This is a genomic window from Pseudomonas sp. 2995-3 (assembly GCF_002742565.1).
In the GTDB taxonomy this organism is placed as follows: Bacteria; Pseudomonadota; Gammaproteobacteria; order Pseudomonadales; family Pseudomonadaceae; genus Aquipseudomonas; species Aquipseudomonas edaphica.
Genome location: NZ_LJSB01000245.1, coordinates 37969 through 55311 on the forward strand (window position 1 = coordinate 37969; position 17343 = coordinate 55311).

The window sequence follows — 17343 nt, forward strand, 5'->3', positions numbered from 1 at the left end:
TTAATTGCACGTTGGGTAAACATCGCAAACACGTCCATCCGGCATCGTTATAGGTTTAAAGTCCGTGGTGTTACTGCCACAGTATCCGGACAGATCTTCAAAGCTTTTACCCCGGCACCGTTTCCACCCCCCCGGTACAGCTAGCCAGGTGTCCTGAAAAGCGGGGGCCTCCTCGTCTGTAACGCTCAACGTCAGCCTTACTTTTTTCCCTGGGAGCAGCTCTCTCTGCGCCACGCCACCCGGGCGCGTTTCTTGCCTTTTCCCCTTCGTGTCCAACGCGTTACATTCCAACAATTTTCTGATCGCATGCTCGGGGCCGGCCGTCCGAAAAAACCACATGCATTGTCCAAAAAACTCCTGCACACCCGACTCGGGCATCGCTGCTACGCGTTCAGACTCGATAGGATCTGCGAAAGAAATTGCCGCGAAACTGCCACCGACATCAGTGTCGAGTTCACCCCACTTCGCATAAAGAGTGAACTCCACGCTACGCAACACCGTAGGGCACCCCTCAATGGTTTCAGTCAGCGGGAACTCATAGCTCACTCGTTCGGCCACGGGTTTGTAATCGGCAATAAAGATCTTGCGTTCCGGCCTTTTGCCTCGACGCTGCGGCAAGGTGCAGAGTTCATATCTGGCGGGACGGTAGTTAGCGGCACCGATGAATCGAAACTGTGCGGGTAAATCCACCTCCAGGGTAAAACGCTTAGCCGGCGGTGCCAGCGCACAACCCGAGAGCCATCCTGCACCGAGCGTTATCAAAACGCTGCGCGTCCAACTATTCATGCTTTTGCCACTCCCGTAACACCCGCTCAAAATGTTCCGACGGCGCCTCGCCCTCTATCGGCTGCCACCGAATCGTGCTGCCTTGCGTCGCCTCCTCCAACCGACGCACCACCAGAAACTCGAGCTGCTGGGAGCCTCGCCATTGCCAGGCACGGGCCTGCTCCAGAACCTGCGCCAGCCAGATTCTGGGGTTCTGAAACTCGACCAAGCCGGCGAGTTTTTCGCTGTGTTCAGTCAGCAGATAACGCAGGATATTGGCGTGCAGAATCACTTCGGCCTGAGGGTTGGGCGTGTTCAGCCAGGGCACAGCCACAGGCACGGGATACTCCCCCGGCATTGGGTTTTCACCCCGACACCAACAGCCTTGGTGCCAATAGCACACACTCATCAGTGGGCCGAGAAACACTGGCCAGTGCTCGCCCTGTAAATGGGTCAAAGCACGTGCCAAGGTACGGTTATCGTGAAAGCGATACACGGCCTGGCTTCCCTGGCGCCCTACCAGCAGACGTTCGCGCCAATGCCGAACCACGCCAGCCAGATCATCACCGGGCAGGCTGCCCAGCCAGCCCCAGTTCGTCTCGGGGTGTTGCAGCAGATCAACCAGCGCAGGCTCGTCCGCCTGCTCCACCAACAGAATCAACGGGCCTGCCGCTGCCAACTCGACCAAGGCGGTCTCAGCGTACAGGCTGCAATACTGCGACAGGTTACGCACCGCCAACAGCTGTTGACGTGCGCCGTGGTGACCATCAAGGATCAAGCACAGTCGGCGCCCCGCCTGATGCTGTTCGGCCATCCACTGGCCTGGCTCACTTGGCATCAGGCAGCCCTCCGCATGAGTGTGCACTGACCTTCACGACACGCCTCGCACACCGGGCAGAAGTCCGCGCCCAACTGCCGGGCCTCGTCCAGAAGGGTGCCTTGGGCCGTCGAGAGGTTCGGCGCATCCATGGCCGATAATGGGTTCGCGGACCGAGTGAGGGGCGGCAAGCCGCCAACGGTGACAGGCCGGCTGCTGAAAATGCCGCCCGCCTGGATAATCAGGTGCTCGCCTCCAGCCTTGAGGCTCAATTGTGCGCCCGCATCGATGATCAGGCTGGCGCCGGCCTTGAGGACGATCTGCTGCCCGGCCTGGATAACCATGGACTGACCGATATGCGTCTGGCTGTCTCCCTGCACATCCTGCCGATCGTTCGTGCCAAGCATGGCAGTGCGGTCTCCGGTGATGTGTCGCTGCTCGCCACTTTCCAAATGAACCGTGCTTAACCCGCGGATGATTTCACGCCGCTCTCCCGCCACCTCAAGACGACTGTCATGGCCGACCTGCTGTTCCAGGTCCCGTTGGGCGCGCAGGAAGATGAGTTCCTCGCCGTGGCGATCCTCAAGGTGCAGTTCGTTGGCCCCCGTGCCCCCCGGAACACTGCGGCTGCGCAACACGCTGCGTGTCTTGTGTTGTGGCAAAGGGTAAGCCGGCCTGTGCAGCGCATTGGGCAGGCAGCCGTTGATCAACGGCTGGTCCGGGTCGCCTTCCAGAAAGGTCACCAGCACCTCCATGCCCACCCGCGGAATCAGCATGGCGCCGAAGCCATCGCCCGCCCAACCGGATGCTACCCGTACCCAACAACTGCTGTTGTCATCGGTGGGGTCCAGGCGGTCCCAATGAAAACGTACCTTTACTCGACCGTAGGCGTCGCAGTGCACCTCCTCGTCTGCTGGCCCCGTCACGATGGCGGTTTGGCTGCCGTTGAGGGTAGGTTTCGGGTGTCTGATGGGGGGCCGATGCACGGCGCGCCAGGGTGTTGCGGTAAACCGGTTTCGGTAGCCGTGGAATGTGCCCGCTACGGGCGCTGCTTCCTCCAGCACCTGCGGTTGATAGCCTTCGTGATGCACCGACGTGAGCAACCACAAATCGTTGCAGGTGGGATCAGGGTGGTCACACAGCTCAAGAAAATGGCCGCTGCCCAGCGCCGGTTGATCACTTTTGCCCACGGCACGATGGCGGTCACGCAGATGCCGCTCCAAGCCCCTTTGCGCCAATTGCCGACCTCGCGCATGGTCGCTGAAACCACCAGGGTAATGGTAATCCTCAAGGCGCTGCGTCAATGCAGGCCCGGCCTTGTCTTCCAGGCGCAGCGACGGATGCTCGAAGTCATGATCACGGCGCACCGTCAGCTGGGTACGGGTCTCCAGGCGCACGTCGAACTGCCGGATAGCTCTCGTTTTGGCTGCCAGCTCGTGCGTCGCGCAAAATCGCTGTGCAGCCAGACGCCGAAACACCGTCTGGTCATCACCGAACACCAGCACGTGATTATTCGGGCCATGGCGAAAGTGGTAGTGAATACCCTCCTCCTCGCACAACCGCTGGATAAAGTGCAGGTCGGTTTCCGCGTACTGAACGCAGAACGGACGGGATGGGTAAGCCACAGGGCCCAGTTCGAAGGCATAGGCGTCCGCCAGAATGCCGTGGTGCTCAAGGACCGCCGCAATAATCTGCGGCACACTGCGTTGCTGGAAGATCCGCTGGTTGTGTCGATGGGCAAGACACGCCAGGCGTGGTGCCAGGGTGAGACGATAGCGAGTGAGCCGAACGCCGGGCCCCTCACGGCCGATAGCGTAGATGCGCCCATGCAGCCCCGCAGCGGATTCGCCAAAGTCCAGATAAGCCGGCTGGTGAAGCAGCGCCTCCAGATCCAGAGAGGGATTTTCGCTGACCAAGTGCACGGTAATGAAGTAAGGCTGATCAAGGCCTTCTCGGCCTTTGAAAGCGAGTACCTGAAAGTCATTGTTTATTTCTGGAAGTATCAACTTGAAACGTGGCGCGGCAGATGTTTCAACCATCCCTAAGTTACCCATCATCAATTATTTGACTGAAAGGCCTCCCCCCATCGGGCATTGATTGAACTGCCGGGAAAAAGCGCCTGAACCCAATAAATCTTAGCGATTTCAGGCGGAATTTGACCCTTTAAAAATAAAAAAGACGTTTCGCACAACGTGGTAGGACGTGTCTTTTACAAAATAATAAATTCGCAGAATTTAGTAGCACTCAACAACAAGAAACTTCTTACGCCAACTTTAACCACACAACTAACCGATAAAGAAACGGCTGACACGCATTCAAGATATCAGCCACTTCTGCGCCTTCAGGCTTGCACGCATGCAGTCCCGAACAGACTGACGCTCAGCAGCGTTTCGGCCTGGCACTGTAAACGCACCGGCACTGTGCCACCTGGCATGACCACAGCCACCTCGCCGGCGTCAACCCAACCCGCGCGCCATGCCGCGCAGGCAACTGCGCTCGCGCTGGTACCCGAGGACGCGGTGGGTCCTTCTCCTCGCTCAAACACCCGCGCGATGACCCGATTGCCCGAAGCATGTGCGGCCCATTGCAGATTGATCCCCGCCAAACAAGGTTGGCCGCGCCCACCTGGCGGTGCAAAGGCAATGGCCCGTAACGACTCAAACAGTGCGGGCTGGTGCATCGACTGATTGTCCGGCAAGGCCTGTGCGTGCTCGACGAGCGTCACACAATGAGGATTGCCCACACGAACGAACTGGCTGACGGCCCATTGCGGGTCAATCGCCGCCAGTGCAGCCACATGGCTGAACTCACATTGCCCCAATGTTGCTGCGCCAGTACCGGTAGCGGCCACCGCTGCTGGCCCGAAACTCGGCCGGCCCAAGGCCAGCCAGAAGCCTGCAACCTGTTCAAAGATCGCCGGTTGTGAATAGGTCACCAGCACAGAGACTGAATCCTGCTTGTCGTGATGCACCTGCAACTCACACCCTTGCGTCATCAAACCTTGATCCGTCAGCGCCTGGGAAAAAATCGTCAACCCGTTACCACTGCGTTCGGCGAGCGTGCCATCAGTATTGACGATCAATACGTCAAACGGCGGCGCAGACTGGAACGGCCCGACCAGCAAACCATCGCAGCGGTGTGCCTTGGGAGTGGCCGCACGCGGTAACGTGCCCCATTCACACTCCGACGCGATAGCCAATGCTGCCCACTCTTTTCGAGTGCTGGCAGCGCGGTCGGCACATTCAGGCACGGCAATGCCCCTGCTGCGTAGGTAGTCGGGGCTGGCCACACCGTAAATATTGCCCCGCGCGTCATAGAACAGAGTCATCGAGACACCTTCCCAAGAAAATTCACCGGAAAATTTCTCCGATTGCCTACACACTTGGTAGCAGCGTATTACAGAAAACCGGCGCAGTGGGAAGTGGACTGGAAGGTGGTAATCCAACGCAAAAACCTGGGGTTCATCCGTTTTCACGCAGATTACGCACCTTCCAGACCACCGCCCAACAATCCGATAGCCTCTGTGTGGTCGCCACCGTCCATGACGTTCCGCTGCTGTAACAATAAACCTGCACCTGCGTGTCAGCCCCTCTCTTCAAGGGAACCCGGCTCGCTCGACAGGGCATGATGTGCAAGGATGTCGCGCCGGACATCGTTCGTTGAACGCAAAACCAAGGATTTTTCATGACTGCCATCCCCACCCCAGCGCCCGAGGTTCCCGGACGGCTGGAACAAATGTCGACCCGCATTGCCTTTTTCATCGCCGGCTTCGGTATCGCGGCTTGGGCGCCGCTGGTGCCCTACGCCAAGGCACGGGCAAACCTCAATGAAGGCACGCTGGGCCTGTTGCTGTTGTGCCTGGGCGTCGGATCGATCATCGCCATGCCGATGGCTGGCGCCCTGGCTTCACGCTTCGGCTGCCGCCGGGTGCTGACCGCCGGCACAATCATGATCTGCCTGGCACTGCCGATGCTCGCCACGGTCAGTTCAATCCCCTTGCTGATCGCCGGGCTGTTCCTGTTCGGTGGGGGCCTGGGCACTGTGGATTCGACGGTCAACCTGCAGGCGGTCATCGTTGAGCGTGCCAGCGGCAAAACCATGATGTCGGGCTTCCACGGGTTGTTCAGCCTTGGCGGCATCGTCGGCGCAGCAGGGGTTGCCGGGCTGCTGGGGCTGGGCTTGTCGCCGTTGCAGGCGACCCTGGTGGTGATCGTCATCATGGCGCTTGCATTGTTCAAGGCCGGGCCTCATCTACTGCCCTACGGCAGCGAAAGCTCAGGCCCGGCGTTTGCCGTGCCGCACGGTGTGGTGTTGTTTATCGGCTGCCTGTGTTTCATCGTGTTCCTGGCCGAAGGCGCCGTGCTGGATTGGAGCGCGGTGTTTCTCAATGCAGAACGCGGTCTGGATGAAGCTTACGCAGGCTTGGGGTACGCGGCGTTTGCCTTGACCATGACCGCAGGGCGCCTGACCGGTGATTCGATTGTCCGCCGCCTGGGCGCCACCCGCGTGATCGTCATTGGCGGCGCGCTGGCGACTGCCGGCATGTTGCTCGCGACATTATTGCCGGCCTGGGAAACGGCGCTGTTGGGGTATGCCTTGGTGGGCGCCGGCTGCTCGAATATCGTACCGGTGCTGTACACCGCCGTCGGTAAACAAACGGTCATGCCGGAACATATCGCCGTGCCGGCCATCACCACGCTGGGGTATGCCGGTATTCTCGCCGGGCCTGCAGTTATCGGGTTTATCGCCCACGGCAGTAGCCTGAGCACGGCCTTTGTGCTGATTGCGCTGCTGCTGGCCGGGGTGGCCATCAGCGGTAAAATTCTCAAGGTGTAACAAGCTCACCGCACAAGGCCATGGGCTATCTGGCTTTGTGCGCTTCGTATTGTTCCAGCCAGCGTTCCAGGCTTTTGTTACAAAGCCAACCCTCATGCCTGGGACGCCCCAGCAAACGCATGTTGTTGGCACGCTCCAGCGAACGCAGCAGGCCTGGGCGCTCAATGATATTTTTGGCGGTGTAGACGCAGTGTTCACTGTACTTTTTCCTCGGTAGCCCAGTAGCGGGCTCCAACAGGGGCCGGCCCTGCGAATCGAGGTCGTCAGGATCACTCATCACGATTTTGAGCTGGGTTATTTCCACGTATTCAAGCGCTTCAAAAAATACCGTGCGGTCTTTGGGTATGTCCCGCAACTGTTTGAAATAGCCTTGCAAAGCCATTACGACCTCGGCGTTGCCCTGATCATGAAAAGGGTCCTGGCTGAAGGCGCCAGGGGAGCTGTTACCCAGCAACGCTGCGGCGGCTGCGCTCAGGCTGTCGCGGGTGATGTATCCCGCGCCGTCGATGATCGCGTCGTTCAGCAGCGGGCGGTTGAGAATTTCCCTGACCAGCAGGATCATACGGTCGCGCACCTTACTCTCCACTCAAGGTTTGAGCTGCGATCTGGCGCAACGACGCCTGCGTCAAGCGGCCTTCTTTTAAAAAACCGTGCAGCTCGCCAAAGTGTTTCTCCAGCTCGCCCGCCAATTGGCTATCTGTGGAACTCGGACCTGGCGGTGTGGTGTTGGCGCGAGCCGTGGGTGCATTTTGCAGCGCCTGCTGGCGCAGCGAAGACAAGCCTCCACGCCACAACATGGGTCGCTGCGACGGCAACTCCCGCGTTGCGAATGACTCATCGCCGGGCGAATGAAAAACGCGGGACGATGAAACCCGACCTACCTCTGGCCCGCCCAGGCCGATTGGCTGCGCGCGCAGTATTGCACCCTCAATCTTCATGCTTCATCTCTCGCCTTTTGCAGATCCATGCTTGCCTGAAAGTCAGTACCAGAGTGGCCCGAATCATCGATTCGCCCTCTGGGCAGCAAGCAACCGATATGTGGTTAGCGCCACGCGATAGTTCCGGCCGGCAGGAGCATCCCAATAACAGCATGTAACACTGGATCACCCAGGTGTTTGCCCACGCCACCGGGAGCAGAGGCCATTGATCAGCGCAGCCCAGCGAAAAATGGGGCGCCTCAAGCAGTGAGCGTTAGCGTTGTCGGCAGGCCCTGACGCATGCAGCCCGCGGGCAAAATCATCTGCGACGGGCGCCTGGAATTTTTTTTGACCCACAAATGCTTTCATTCGCAGCGTTTCGGTGGCGTATACCGTCGACAAGGCTGCGCAGGTGTCTTCCTTACTTGACGATGTCGAGCAAGCAACTTCATGCCAGCCATCAAAGGTGCACCGGCCATCGGTCTGGCCGGATTGAAACGAAGGTGAAGTCATGTCTGGCCCCTGGTTCAGCGTCTGAAAACGACCAGTACGATCAACGTCGCTGGTTACAACCTGTGTGGCAAACGCGCGGAAACAGTTCCTGCCCGGGTCCGGGCAGCTTGGTGAGCACCTTGAAAAACAAGTCAAAAAAAATCGCAGCCCTTGAGCTGCGATTTTTCTTACAAACGGTCGGTCAGAAGCCGACGCTCGCCTGCACGAAGAACGTACGCGGCTGACCGAGGTACAACCCGGCGTTGTTGTCACTGGATCGCGTGTAGTGCTGTTGGTCAAAGACGTTCTTCACGCCCACACCCAGTTTCAGGTTCGACAGTTGCGCGCCGAAGTCATACCCGCTGCGCACGTTGACCGAGACATAGCCGGGGATATCGCCGTACTGCCCATCGGCGGTGCCCTGGGTGATGTAGGTGGTGCCAGTACCCGGCGCACGCTGACCGGATTGGGCATAGACGTCCAGGTTATGGGTCCAGTGATTGATGTCGTAGCGCAGGCCCGCCGTCAGCACTTCACGGGAGTAGAGCGGCAGGTCGCGGCCCTTGAACGGCACATCACCCTCGGCAGTCGCCTTGGTGTAGGTGAAGCCCGCGTTGGCAGTCAGGCCATCGAGGCGTGGGTCCAGGTTCGACAGGTCGTAGTGGGCCGAGGTTTCGATACCCTGGTGCCTGGTGGCGCCGAGGTTGGTCCAACCCACGTCGTTGCTCACATATTGCAGCTCATCCGAGAAGTCGATGTAGAACAGCGTCACTTCGCCGCCCCAGACACTGTCGTTGTAGCGTGTGCCGATCTCGTAGGTCTTGGCTTTTTCCGGGTTCAGGCCGTCGGCCGCCTGGTTGACGCGACCGCCCTGCCCGATCTGCGCGTACTGCAGGCTGCCGAATGAGGTTTCGTAGTTGGCGAAGACTTTCCAGGCATCGGAAATGTGGTACATCACGCTCAACGCCGGCAACGGCTCGTTACTATTGATTTTGCGATTCTTTTCCACGGTGCGCACACCGTTCAAGGCAACCACCGGGCGGTCATGCCAGTTGGTTTCAATGTGTTCAAAGCGAATGCCCGGCGTGACGGTCCACTTGCCGATATCGATTTTGTTGTCGATGTAGAACGCGTTGGCGACGGTGCCACCAGTGCGATCCTGGTAAACATGCCCGTCATTTTGCCCGCCCGGCGTCGGCACGTTGTTGACCAGATTGAGGCTGCTGGCCTGTTCATGCATGCCTTCTTTGAGGTAGCGATAACCGACGCTGACTTCCTGGGTGCTCGGGCCCACGTCGAACACATGGGAGATCCGCGGCTCGATGCCGAAGGTGTAGTAGCTGCGCGGGTAGGAACTGATGGTCTTGAGGTCGCGGTTGGCAATGTTGCTGCCACGGAAGCTGTCGATGTAATAGGTCAGCACTTCGGCCTGGGTACGGTCGTCGATCTGGCGGAGGTACTTGAAGGACACATCCTTGCGACGGCCGCTGAAATTGTCCCAATCGCGCATCGACTGATACGGGTTGGCGTCAAATTGCTTCTGGGTCAGGCCGCCGGGCATATCGGCGTTGGCATTGTAATAGTGAAGGTTCAGCGAGAAATCGTCTTGATCGGTCGGCGCCCAGTGGGTCTTGAGGATCACGTCGTCGATGTCGTTGGAGTTGTTGCTGTTGCGGTAGCCGTTGCCATTTACCCCGGTATACAGCAACGCCACGCCCATGCCGTTATCGGCAGTACCGCCGACAAAAGCATTGTCGACGTGTTTCCAGCCGCCGTGGGCAGAGGTTTCCAGGGTAGTGCCGACTTCGCCCGAGGCTTGCTCAGGAATCGCGCGGGTCACGAAGTTGATCACGCCGCCGACGTTCTGCGGCCCATAACGGACAGAACCTGCGCCGCGCACCACGTCGATACTGTCCAGGTTACCGGCAGAAATCGGCGCCATCGACAGTTGCGGCTGACCATACGGAGCGAACGCCGCCGGCACACCGTCGATCAATACGGTGGAGCGCGGCGACAGGCGCGAGGTCAGGCCACGCACGCCGACGTTGAGGGAAATATCGCTGCCACCCGTGCCGTTAGCCTCTTGCACCTGCACGCCAGGGACGCGGCGCAGCACGTCACTGACATTCATCGCCCCCTGCTCCACCATGGCTTCACGGCGGATCACAGTACGTGCGCCCGGATGGTTCTGCACCACTTCGGCATTGGCATCGCCCAGCCAGTCGCCGACCACTTTGATGTCAGTGACGCCCAACTCCACCGGCGAGCCGGCTTCCCCCGTGCCGCTGCGCAGTGGACGAAGGGTCACGGAACCGGCATCGATCTGGTAATCCAGGCCGCTGCCCTGGAGCAATTGGCGCAGAGCCTGCTCGGGAGACAGGTTGCCGTCCACTGCAGGCGCATGCTTGCCCGCGACCATGTCAGGGCTGAAGAACACTTGCAGGGAAGTCTGCTGGCCCAGTTGACTCAGCGCAGCGCCCAGCGGCTGCGAGCGAATATGGATGCCGTCGGCCGCAGAGGCCGCAGGCAGGGCGGAACTGACCGCAAGCGCCAGCGCCAGGGGCGCCCAACGGGAGACTTTATTGTTGTTCACGACAAGTTTTTTCACGTCGAACCTAGTCCTGTGATCGCAAGAGTGTGCGGCTGTTAATGCAAACCAGTTGCAGTTGCAGAAGAAGACGAAGAACTCGAAAAAAACCTGAATATCAGCGTGAAATAATTTCCTGACTGCCGTCCGGCAAGGCTCGTACGGCCACTGGCAGGATATGTGGCAGCGCTTTGAGCAAGGCGTCGGTGTCGCTGGATTTGAACACGCTGGTCAGCCGCAGGTTGCTCACCGCCGCCGTGTTGACCCGCAACGGCTGCTCGCGATAGCGCGATACTTCCCGCGCGACTTCGCCGAGGGTGGCGTTGTTGAACACCAACTTGCCCGTGCGCCAGGCTGTCAGCTCATCAGCATTCACGGCATACGCCGTAACGACTTGCCCGGTAGAATCGACATGCGTGCCCAGCCCTGCCGTGAGCATCACGATCTGATCCGACGCACGCCCCTGCACCTTGACCGTGCCGGCCTCGACCACCACGCGGGTCTGGTCGTCATCACGGCGAACATCAAAACGCGTGCCGGTGACCGTCACCTGCCCTGCTCCGGCGGCCACCACAAATGGGCGGCGGGTGTCGTGCTCGACGCTGAACATGGCTTCGCCCTGTTTGATTTCTACGCCGCGCCGCCCCTTTTCATAGTGCACCGCCACCACGCTGCGGCTATTCAGGTCCATCACCGAACCGTCGGGCAATGCCACTTGGCGATGCTCGCCCAAGCGCGTGCTGAACTCGGCACTGTAGGGTTTGGGATGATCAAGCCCGCTGAACAGGCCAAGCCCCAAGGCGATGGCCACCACACTGGCAGCCACGGCGTAACGCACAATAGCGCGACGTTTGGGGCGTTCGACCGAGGCCTCGCACAGCGCTTGCAAACGCGCCGTGGGCACAAGGTCGGCGGCGTTCCACAGGCCTTGCAGCACTTCAAATTCGTATTGATGCTCAGGCTGCTCGGCACACCACGCATCAAAACTCTGTTGTACTTCGGGGTTCAACTCGGCGTTTTGCAGGCGTACAAACCATTGCGCGGCTTCGTCGCGAGCACGGCTATCCATCGTGGAAGATCCTGTTTCAAAACGGGCAGAGTTCATGGGGCCATCGCGTCCAGACGGTCGCGCAGATGCCGCAAGGTGCGGATCATATACTTTTCCACCATGTTTTTAGACAGGCCCAGGCGTACGGCGATTTCTTGCTGGGTGAGGCCCTCGATTTTCTGCCAGATAAATATCTTGCGACAGTTGAGTGGCAGTTCGGCCAAGGCCCGCTCGATGGAGTCCGCCAATTGGATCGCGTGCATGACATGCTCCGGGTCACCGTTGTGGGGCGAACGCTGATCAAAGGCGTCCAATGCCAGCGCCTCACGCCGGTCTTCGCGACGGTAAGCGTCCACCGCAATGTTGCGCGCCGTTTGATGCAGATAGGCGCGCGGTTGCTCAACGTCGCTCGAACGCGACTCAAGCACGCGCACGAAGGTGTCGTGAGCCAGGTCTTCAGCCTGCTGACGGTTTCTCAGGCGGCGTGTCCAGGTACCGATCAACTCTTCGTAATGCTCGAAAAAGCCTGTTCTGCGGGGCGGCTGAGGAATCATCGCGTGAGCACTGGGAGGCGGGGCGTGAATAGTAATGCTTCCTATTAAGCGGAGCAATTGCTTCCCATCGCTCGCCTTACTGCGTTGCAACTAAAGATGACCGGCCACCTGTTTGAGTCGGCTCAGCTTCTCTCGACTGCCACACACACTCATCTGGCACCATTTGCGTTGTTTACTTTTGGAGAGGTCGAGAAATATCCAATCGCAATCGGTACAACTGCAGCTCCTCAACGCGTGAAGCTGGCTCGATACCAGCAGTTGCGTCGCGTCTGTGGCCAGGCGCGCTATCAGCATCGACGTCAACTCTTGCGCAGAGCTGCAGGTGCGCCAACCCCATGCGGGCATCCCGTCAATGGAGCGCAATACTCGCCACACCGCGCCTTGTTGGTAGTGCAGATTGATCTGCTGTAATGCCTCATCGGTGACGTTCTGGCGTAATGACAGGTTGTGGAAGACGCCGTACAGACGCTCTCTGAATGCAATAACAGCGTCCAGGTCTGGCTGGAAGGATATAGGCGAGTCAAACACTATAGGCGAATATGCATCGTACTCTTGCTCAGAGAGCAAAGAGGCGTGTAATGCCCACTCAATGAAGAACTTAAAACTGGTGAGCCGCTCTTCCGTCACCTTAAGTGTGGAATACGGCCTGCGCCCATTAGTGGTATTGATAAAATCCAATACCCGGGCGCCGCCGATCAGCCGGATTGATTTTGCAGTGCCCGTGAAATGTGTCATTCCAACTCCCGAAAAACCTGCACGCTCTGCCTTGGCAGAGAATACCTCGTTTCTTGGAGTCGAAGTCGCCACCCCGTAGCTGGAAGACCAATGGCTAAGCAGGGGCCTGCGCACGCGCCATCCAATCAAGAATGATCCCGACCGATTGTTCAACCGAAAACACGTGGGTCTGCAGATGCACTTCAGGAAACAGCGGAGTGTCGTAGTTCGAATCAATACCCGTAAAGTTCTTGAGCAGCCCGGATCGCGCCTTTTTATACAAACCTTTAGGGTCCCGCTGTTCGACAGTTGCCAGTGGGGCATCCACGTGGACTTCTACAAAATGGTCGTTGCCAATAATCGAGCGCGCGTAATGCCGACTGGCCGATGACGGCGAGATCAGCGCAACAATGACGATAAGTCCCGCCTCCACCATCAAACCCGCCACCTCAGCGACCCGCCGAATGTTTTCATCCCGATCACTGTCGGTAAACCCCAAGTCACGACAAAGCCCACTGCGTACCGAATCGCCGTCAATGATGCAGGTAAACCGGCCTTGGGCCCTTAAGGCAATATCCAGCGCATCGGCAATGGTCGATTTCCCGGAGGCAGAAAGGCCAGTCATCCAAATGACCCTAGGTATTTGCGTCATAAGTGACTGTTCGGCACGCGCGTGGCTGAACGCAAACTCATGCAAATTCTGTTGTGGGCCCTGTGCAAAATAGCTCATGACCGTTCTCCCTCCGTCAGCGAAACAGGCTGTTTGCCCAACATGAACACCATCACGCATTGCAATAACAGAAGCAGCGAAACCACCCAATAGACTGTCGCGAACGACCCTGTCAGGTCTTTGGACAGCCCGCCCAGAAAGTTACCGCACACGCCACCCAGGCCAATCAGCACATTGGCAATGCCAAATGCCTGCGTCAGCCGGTTGACCGGAACGATTTGTCCGATATAGCTGGGGACCAGCCCGAAGATAGGGTAGAACGCCAGCGCAAACAAAAAAGCCGCCAAATAGAACAACGCGATAGCGTTAAAACTGAACATCAGCATGGCTGCCAGAGCCGCGCTCAGAAAGCACAGGGCCAAGGCCGCCCTGGCACCCACTTTGTCTGCTACCCATCCCACCAAAAAGCCCGACGCCATCCCTACAGCGCCGATCGTCGTCCAGATAAACCCTGCGTCCTGTACCGAAACGCCTAACTCATCGCGCAGGTAAGGTGCCAGGTAAGTCTGAAACGGCAGCAGTGCCATCCCATTGAGAAAGGCGATGCCCCAGATCAGGTACAGCGAACGGCTCAGCCATGGCGTGTGGCCATCGAGCGACCGCGAGCGCTCACCTGAAAAACCAGCCGCCTGCTCCGCCCCCATGTTACGCAACAGAAACCAGGCCACGAAACAGAGGCCCAATGACACAAGGCCGGCGGTCAACCAGATCGAGCGCCATCCACCCTGCAAGGTGAGAAACGACACCAGTAACCCGTTGATGAACACGCCATAGCTGGTGCCACTGGAGATCAGCCCCATGACCCGGGAGCGATTACCTGGACTGAAACCCTTGGTGACGATTTCTGCCAGCGGGATGTAAACCGAAGCGGAGCACCCTCCCAGCAAAATCAACAACCCACCCGACAACCAAATGCTGTCGCTGACGCTCAAGCCCAGCAGGGCCAGAGACGTCACCACGGTGGATACCAGGCTGATTTTCCAACCTTCGAAAAAACGGCTGATGTAACTGGTGACCGAAGAAAACAGCAGAAAGCCGATCTGTGCGCCGCCGGTGATCAAGCCCACAGTGGTGTAGTCAAAGCCGATATCTCGGCGCATATCAACGACCAGGTTGGCGAACAAGTAAACGCCGAACCCATAGGTACTGGCCACAAACCCTGTCAGTACGACTGCCAGCACCACGCTGTCCAGCGCGCGAGAATTATTCTGTACGAGTGTGCTCATCATGACGCCCTCACACGGCGCGGGCGGTGTGGATGACAAAATCACAATTCATCCTGTCGAAGTCACGCTGAAAATCACCGTAATCTTCATGGGCAGAGAAGCCGCTAGCCTGAATCTCGTCGGCCAGTTCTTTGGGTAATAACGGATACACTTTCAGGCTGTAGCGTTGTTTATCTTCAAAGTCGTAAATGAACTCGCACACCTGTGCATCGACCCTTCCCAGGCTGACCGACGCACTGGCCCCGCAGTAATAATAATTGCCGCTGGATTTGAAGTTGCCCGCGCGGATAGCAAAAAAATTACGCTGATCAACAATCAACACACCGCCTGGCTTGAGCAAGGCCCTGAACTTGCGCAGCACGCTCATGCGGTCGTGCGCCTCAAACACATGGCACAGTGAACTGCCCAGGCACACTACGGCATCGAACGTGCCCAGCACGTCCGGGTCGAGGTCAAGCCATTCCATATGGTGGGATTCAATAGCCAATTTACGTTCAAGGAAGTTTTGCCGGGCTTTTTTCAACATCGTGCCGCTACCGTCCGTAGCGACCACCTTGAAACCTGCCTGTGTGAGTTGCACGGCATGAAAACCACTGCCCGTGGATACATCCAGCACCGAACTCACACCGTGACTTTTCAGCAACTGCTCAAAGAACCCCTTCTCGCCGGCCTTTCTTTTTTCCCAATCAATCAACGCGTCCCAGCGCTCGACAAAGTCCGACGAATATTGAGTTGAGTAATTGGCTACTTCCTCGTGTTCATACCCCAGAATTTGACTCATGGCACACCGCTCCTAGCCGATTGAATTCTTGAAAGACAGGTACTTTCCCGCCAACTCCCGAGCACAGTCCGCGGACTGCCGAACCGACATGATGTCCTTGGAGTACCCCAGCATCGTCTGCATGATTGCCATGCACCTGGGGTTGAAGGTGACCGAGCCGTCACAATGGATTTCGTCGATACCGTCGTGGCTTTGGCAAATGCTGTTAAGGCGCACCGCGTCGTCGTAGGGGCATTTGTCGGAGAACTGCACATTGATGCGTCCGTCCTGAAGCCAGACCGGATAGCCGCCCGGAAGCCCCAACGGACCGGGCGCGTGCACCAGTACCGGCGTCGGTGAGAACAGCCCTTCGATCACGGTGACCGCAGAACACGCGGTTAGAAACTGCCCATCAACCCCGCCCAAGCGACGAAACTCGGATTTCACCGTAGAAAAAATCACCTCATCGGACAGACGAGCGACTTCGCGCCGGCCGCGAACCTCATACAACAAGCGATAGCTGGCACGCGGGGGCCGTCCGCCCCGTGGCACGTAGTGGCTGAAATAATGCTGGGCATACAGCATCACCTCCACGTCAGCGGGAGAACACTTCAGCAACCGCGCGATGGAGAAACGCACGGCCGGAATCAGGTTGGCGACATTACCCACCCCGATGTCTGGGGCCAGACCGACCCTGGCCAGAATCGGATTGACGGCGTCAGGAAAGGCCGCATTGACGGTCAGGGTCGTGATACCGGAAGCCTTCACTGCCTGCATCAAGTCATGCATCAGTGTCAGGTGCATGGGTAACCAGGGACCGAACTGTGCCTGGTCAAGTTGTTCGAACGAGTGTTTGGGCAACCCGGTGATCACTCTCCATGACTGCAACGAGGCGCAGTTCACGATGATGTCCGGCGCATGTTCCCGAAGCACTTGGGTAACGCTGCCGATATCCGTCAAGTCCGCGATCACTGGCGAGATAGCAACATACTGCTCCAGTTGTGCGCACGACAGCGTCACCAGGTTACACATCCGGATGGTCATTTCTTCGTTGCGCCCCAGCACGACAAACTCGAACCTGTTCCTGGGCGCCAGAATCTTGAGAATGTGCAGGCACAAATTACCTGCGCCCACCAACAGCAACTTTTTCTTCGGTATGGGCTGGCTCACCGTGGGTAGGCTCCGTTATCAACCGGGATAACCTTGCCGGTCATATGACGAAAACCTTCACCGACCAACAGCAAAATAACCTCAGCAACACCACTGGGCAGGATGGGGTCTTTAAGAATTTCCTGGCGCGCGTATTCAGCCCGCCGATATTCAGGAATAGTGTCGTAGATGGCCGTGTCGTGAATCAGTGCCGGAGACACCGCGTTTACCCGCACAAAAGGGGCAAAGTTCCAGGCATTGGCCTTGGTCAAACCGATCACTGCAGCCTTCGTGGCGCCGTACAGGGCATCACAACTGCCCACTTCCCCTGCCACTGAGGTGATATTGACGATGCTGCGCGGTGCTTCGTGCTTCATTTCGCGTTCGGCGAAATCTTTGGAAAGGTAAACCAAGGCTTTAAGGTTAACGTTAAGCATTTCATCCACTTCGTTATCGGAATAGGCATAAATGCTTTTGCCGTGATACAGCCCTGCATTATTAATTAACCCATAGATAGTGGCATGACGCTCATACAGGCTTGGAATAAAGCCCTTGATCACAGCGTCACTGGAAAGATCGGCAACCTGTGTCTCTAATACACTCGCACTGTAAGTCTGTTGCAAGGTGTTGAGCGCATCCACGTCCTTATCGACGGCAATCACAAAGTAACCATCAACAATCGCCTGCTCCAGTGTCGCCCTACCAATTCCATTAGCGGCACCGGTAATAATCAATTTTTTCATGCCCT

The 17343-nt window shown here is 58.1% G+C and carries 16 protein-coding genes; 1 reads left to right on the forward strand and 15 read right to left on the reverse strand.

Going from position 1 to position 17343, the window contains the following annotated elements; translation table 11 throughout:
• From AOA62_RS24865 to AOA62_RS24880, 4 genes are all read right to left on the reverse strand, one after another.
• Window positions 1-786, reverse strand: a complete 786-nt coding sequence (locus AOA62_RS24865; RefSeq protein ID WP_099550070.1) for a hypothetical protein — start codon at window positions 784-786, stop codon at window positions 1-3.
• Window positions 779-1603: a DUF4123 domain-containing protein gene (locus AOA62_RS24870; protein ID WP_099550071.1), complete on the reverse strand. Its 825-nt coding sequence runs from the start codon at window positions 1601-1603 to the stop codon at window positions 779-781. Before AOA62_RS24870 ends, AOA62_RS24865 begins: the two co-directional genes overlap by 8 nt.
• Window positions 1603-3621 carry a type VI secretion system tip protein TssI/VgrG gene (tssI, locus tag AOA62_RS24875; protein ID WP_099550072.1) on the reverse strand — a complete coding sequence of 673 codons (2019 nt, stop codon included), beginning with the start codon at window positions 3619-3621 and terminating at the stop codon, window positions 1603-1605. Before tssI ends, AOA62_RS24870 begins: the two co-directional genes overlap by 1 nt.
• Window positions 3622-3923: 302 nt before the next feature.
• The gene (locus AOA62_RS24880) at window positions 3924-4910 is read right to left on the reverse strand and encodes a diaminopimelate epimerase (protein ID WP_099550073.1); all 987 of its coding nucleotides are present in this window, start codon (window positions 4908-4910) and stop codon (window positions 3924-3926) included.
• A 356-nt stretch (window positions 4911-5266) separates the two neighbouring features.
• Here AOA62_RS24880 and AOA62_RS24885 point away from each other — a divergent pair, with 356 nt between their 5' ends.
• Window positions 5267-6418: an MFS transporter gene (locus tag AOA62_RS24885; RefSeq protein WP_099550074.1), complete on the forward strand. Its 1152-nt coding sequence runs from the start codon at window positions 5267-5269 to the stop codon at window positions 6416-6418.
• A gap of 25 nt (window positions 6419-6443) precedes the next feature.
• Here the strand turns inward: AOA62_RS24885 and AOA62_RS24890 are convergent, their stop codons facing one another.
• The 11 genes from AOA62_RS24890 to AOA62_RS24945 all read right to left on the reverse strand — a co-directional run bounded on the left by AOA62_RS24890 (window position 6444) and on the right by AOA62_RS24945 (window position 17338).
• Window positions 6444-6980: a type III secretion effector protein gene (locus tag AOA62_RS24890; RefSeq protein WP_178110951.1), complete on the reverse strand. Its 537-nt coding sequence runs from the start codon at window positions 6978-6980 to the stop codon at window positions 6444-6446.
• Between the two features lie 13 nt (window positions 6981-6993).
• Window positions 6994-7215 (reverse strand): hypothetical protein, encoded by a 222-nt coding sequence (locus AOA62_RS24895; RefSeq protein ID WP_099550076.1) that lies wholly within the window; start codon window positions 7213-7215, stop codon window positions 6994-6996.
• An 814-nt stretch (window positions 7216-8029) separates the two neighbouring features.
• Window positions 8030-10435, reverse strand: coding sequence for a TonB-dependent receptor (locus AOA62_RS24905; RefSeq protein WP_099550077.1), 2406 nt, complete (start codon window positions 10433-10435; stop codon window positions 8030-8032).
• Window positions 10436-10532: 97 nt separating this feature from the next.
• Entirely contained in the window at window positions 10533-11483 is a 951-nt protein-coding gene (locus tag AOA62_RS24910; RefSeq protein ID WP_099550078.1) for a FecR family protein, read from the reverse strand.
• 32 nt (window positions 11484-11515) lie between these two features.
• Entirely contained in the window at window positions 11516-12016 is a 501-nt protein-coding gene (locus AOA62_RS24915; protein WP_017135310.1) for a sigma-70 family RNA polymerase sigma factor, read from the reverse strand.
• A gap of 90 nt (window positions 12017-12106) precedes the next feature.
• On the reverse strand, window positions 12107-12751 hold the full coding sequence (locus AOA62_RS24920) for a CGNR zinc finger domain-containing protein (protein WP_099550079.1): 645 nt from the start codon (window positions 12749-12751) through the stop codon (window positions 12107-12109).
• 94 nt (window positions 12752-12845) lie between these two features.
• Window positions 12846-13460: an adenylyl-sulfate kinase gene (gene cysC, locus AOA62_RS24925; protein WP_099550080.1), complete on the reverse strand. Its 615-nt coding sequence runs from the start codon at window positions 13458-13460 to the stop codon at window positions 12846-12848.
• A complete protein-coding gene (locus AOA62_RS24930; RefSeq protein ID WP_099550100.1) occupies window positions 13457-14686 on the reverse strand; it encodes a nitrate/nitrite transporter in 1230 nt (409 codons plus the stop codon). Before AOA62_RS24930 ends, cysC begins: the two co-directional genes overlap by 4 nt.
• Before the next feature lie 10 nt (window positions 14687-14696).
• Window positions 14697-15467, reverse strand: coding sequence for a bifunctional 2-polyprenyl-6-hydroxyphenol methylase/3-demethylubiquinol 3-O-methyltransferase UbiG (locus AOA62_RS24935; RefSeq protein ID WP_099550081.1), 771 nt, complete (start codon window positions 15465-15467; stop codon window positions 14697-14699).
• A gap of 12 nt (window positions 15468-15479) precedes the next feature.
• Window positions 15480-16616, reverse strand: coding sequence for a hypothetical protein (locus AOA62_RS24940; protein ID WP_017135315.1), 1137 nt, complete (start codon window positions 16614-16616; stop codon window positions 15480-15482).
• A complete protein-coding gene (locus tag AOA62_RS24945) occupies window positions 16613-17338 on the reverse strand; it encodes an SDR family oxidoreductase (protein ID WP_017135316.1) in 726 nt (241 codons plus the stop codon). The genes AOA62_RS24940 and AOA62_RS24945 overlap by 4 nt, the downstream gene beginning before the upstream one ends.
• Window positions 17339-17343: the final 5 nt, after the last annotated feature.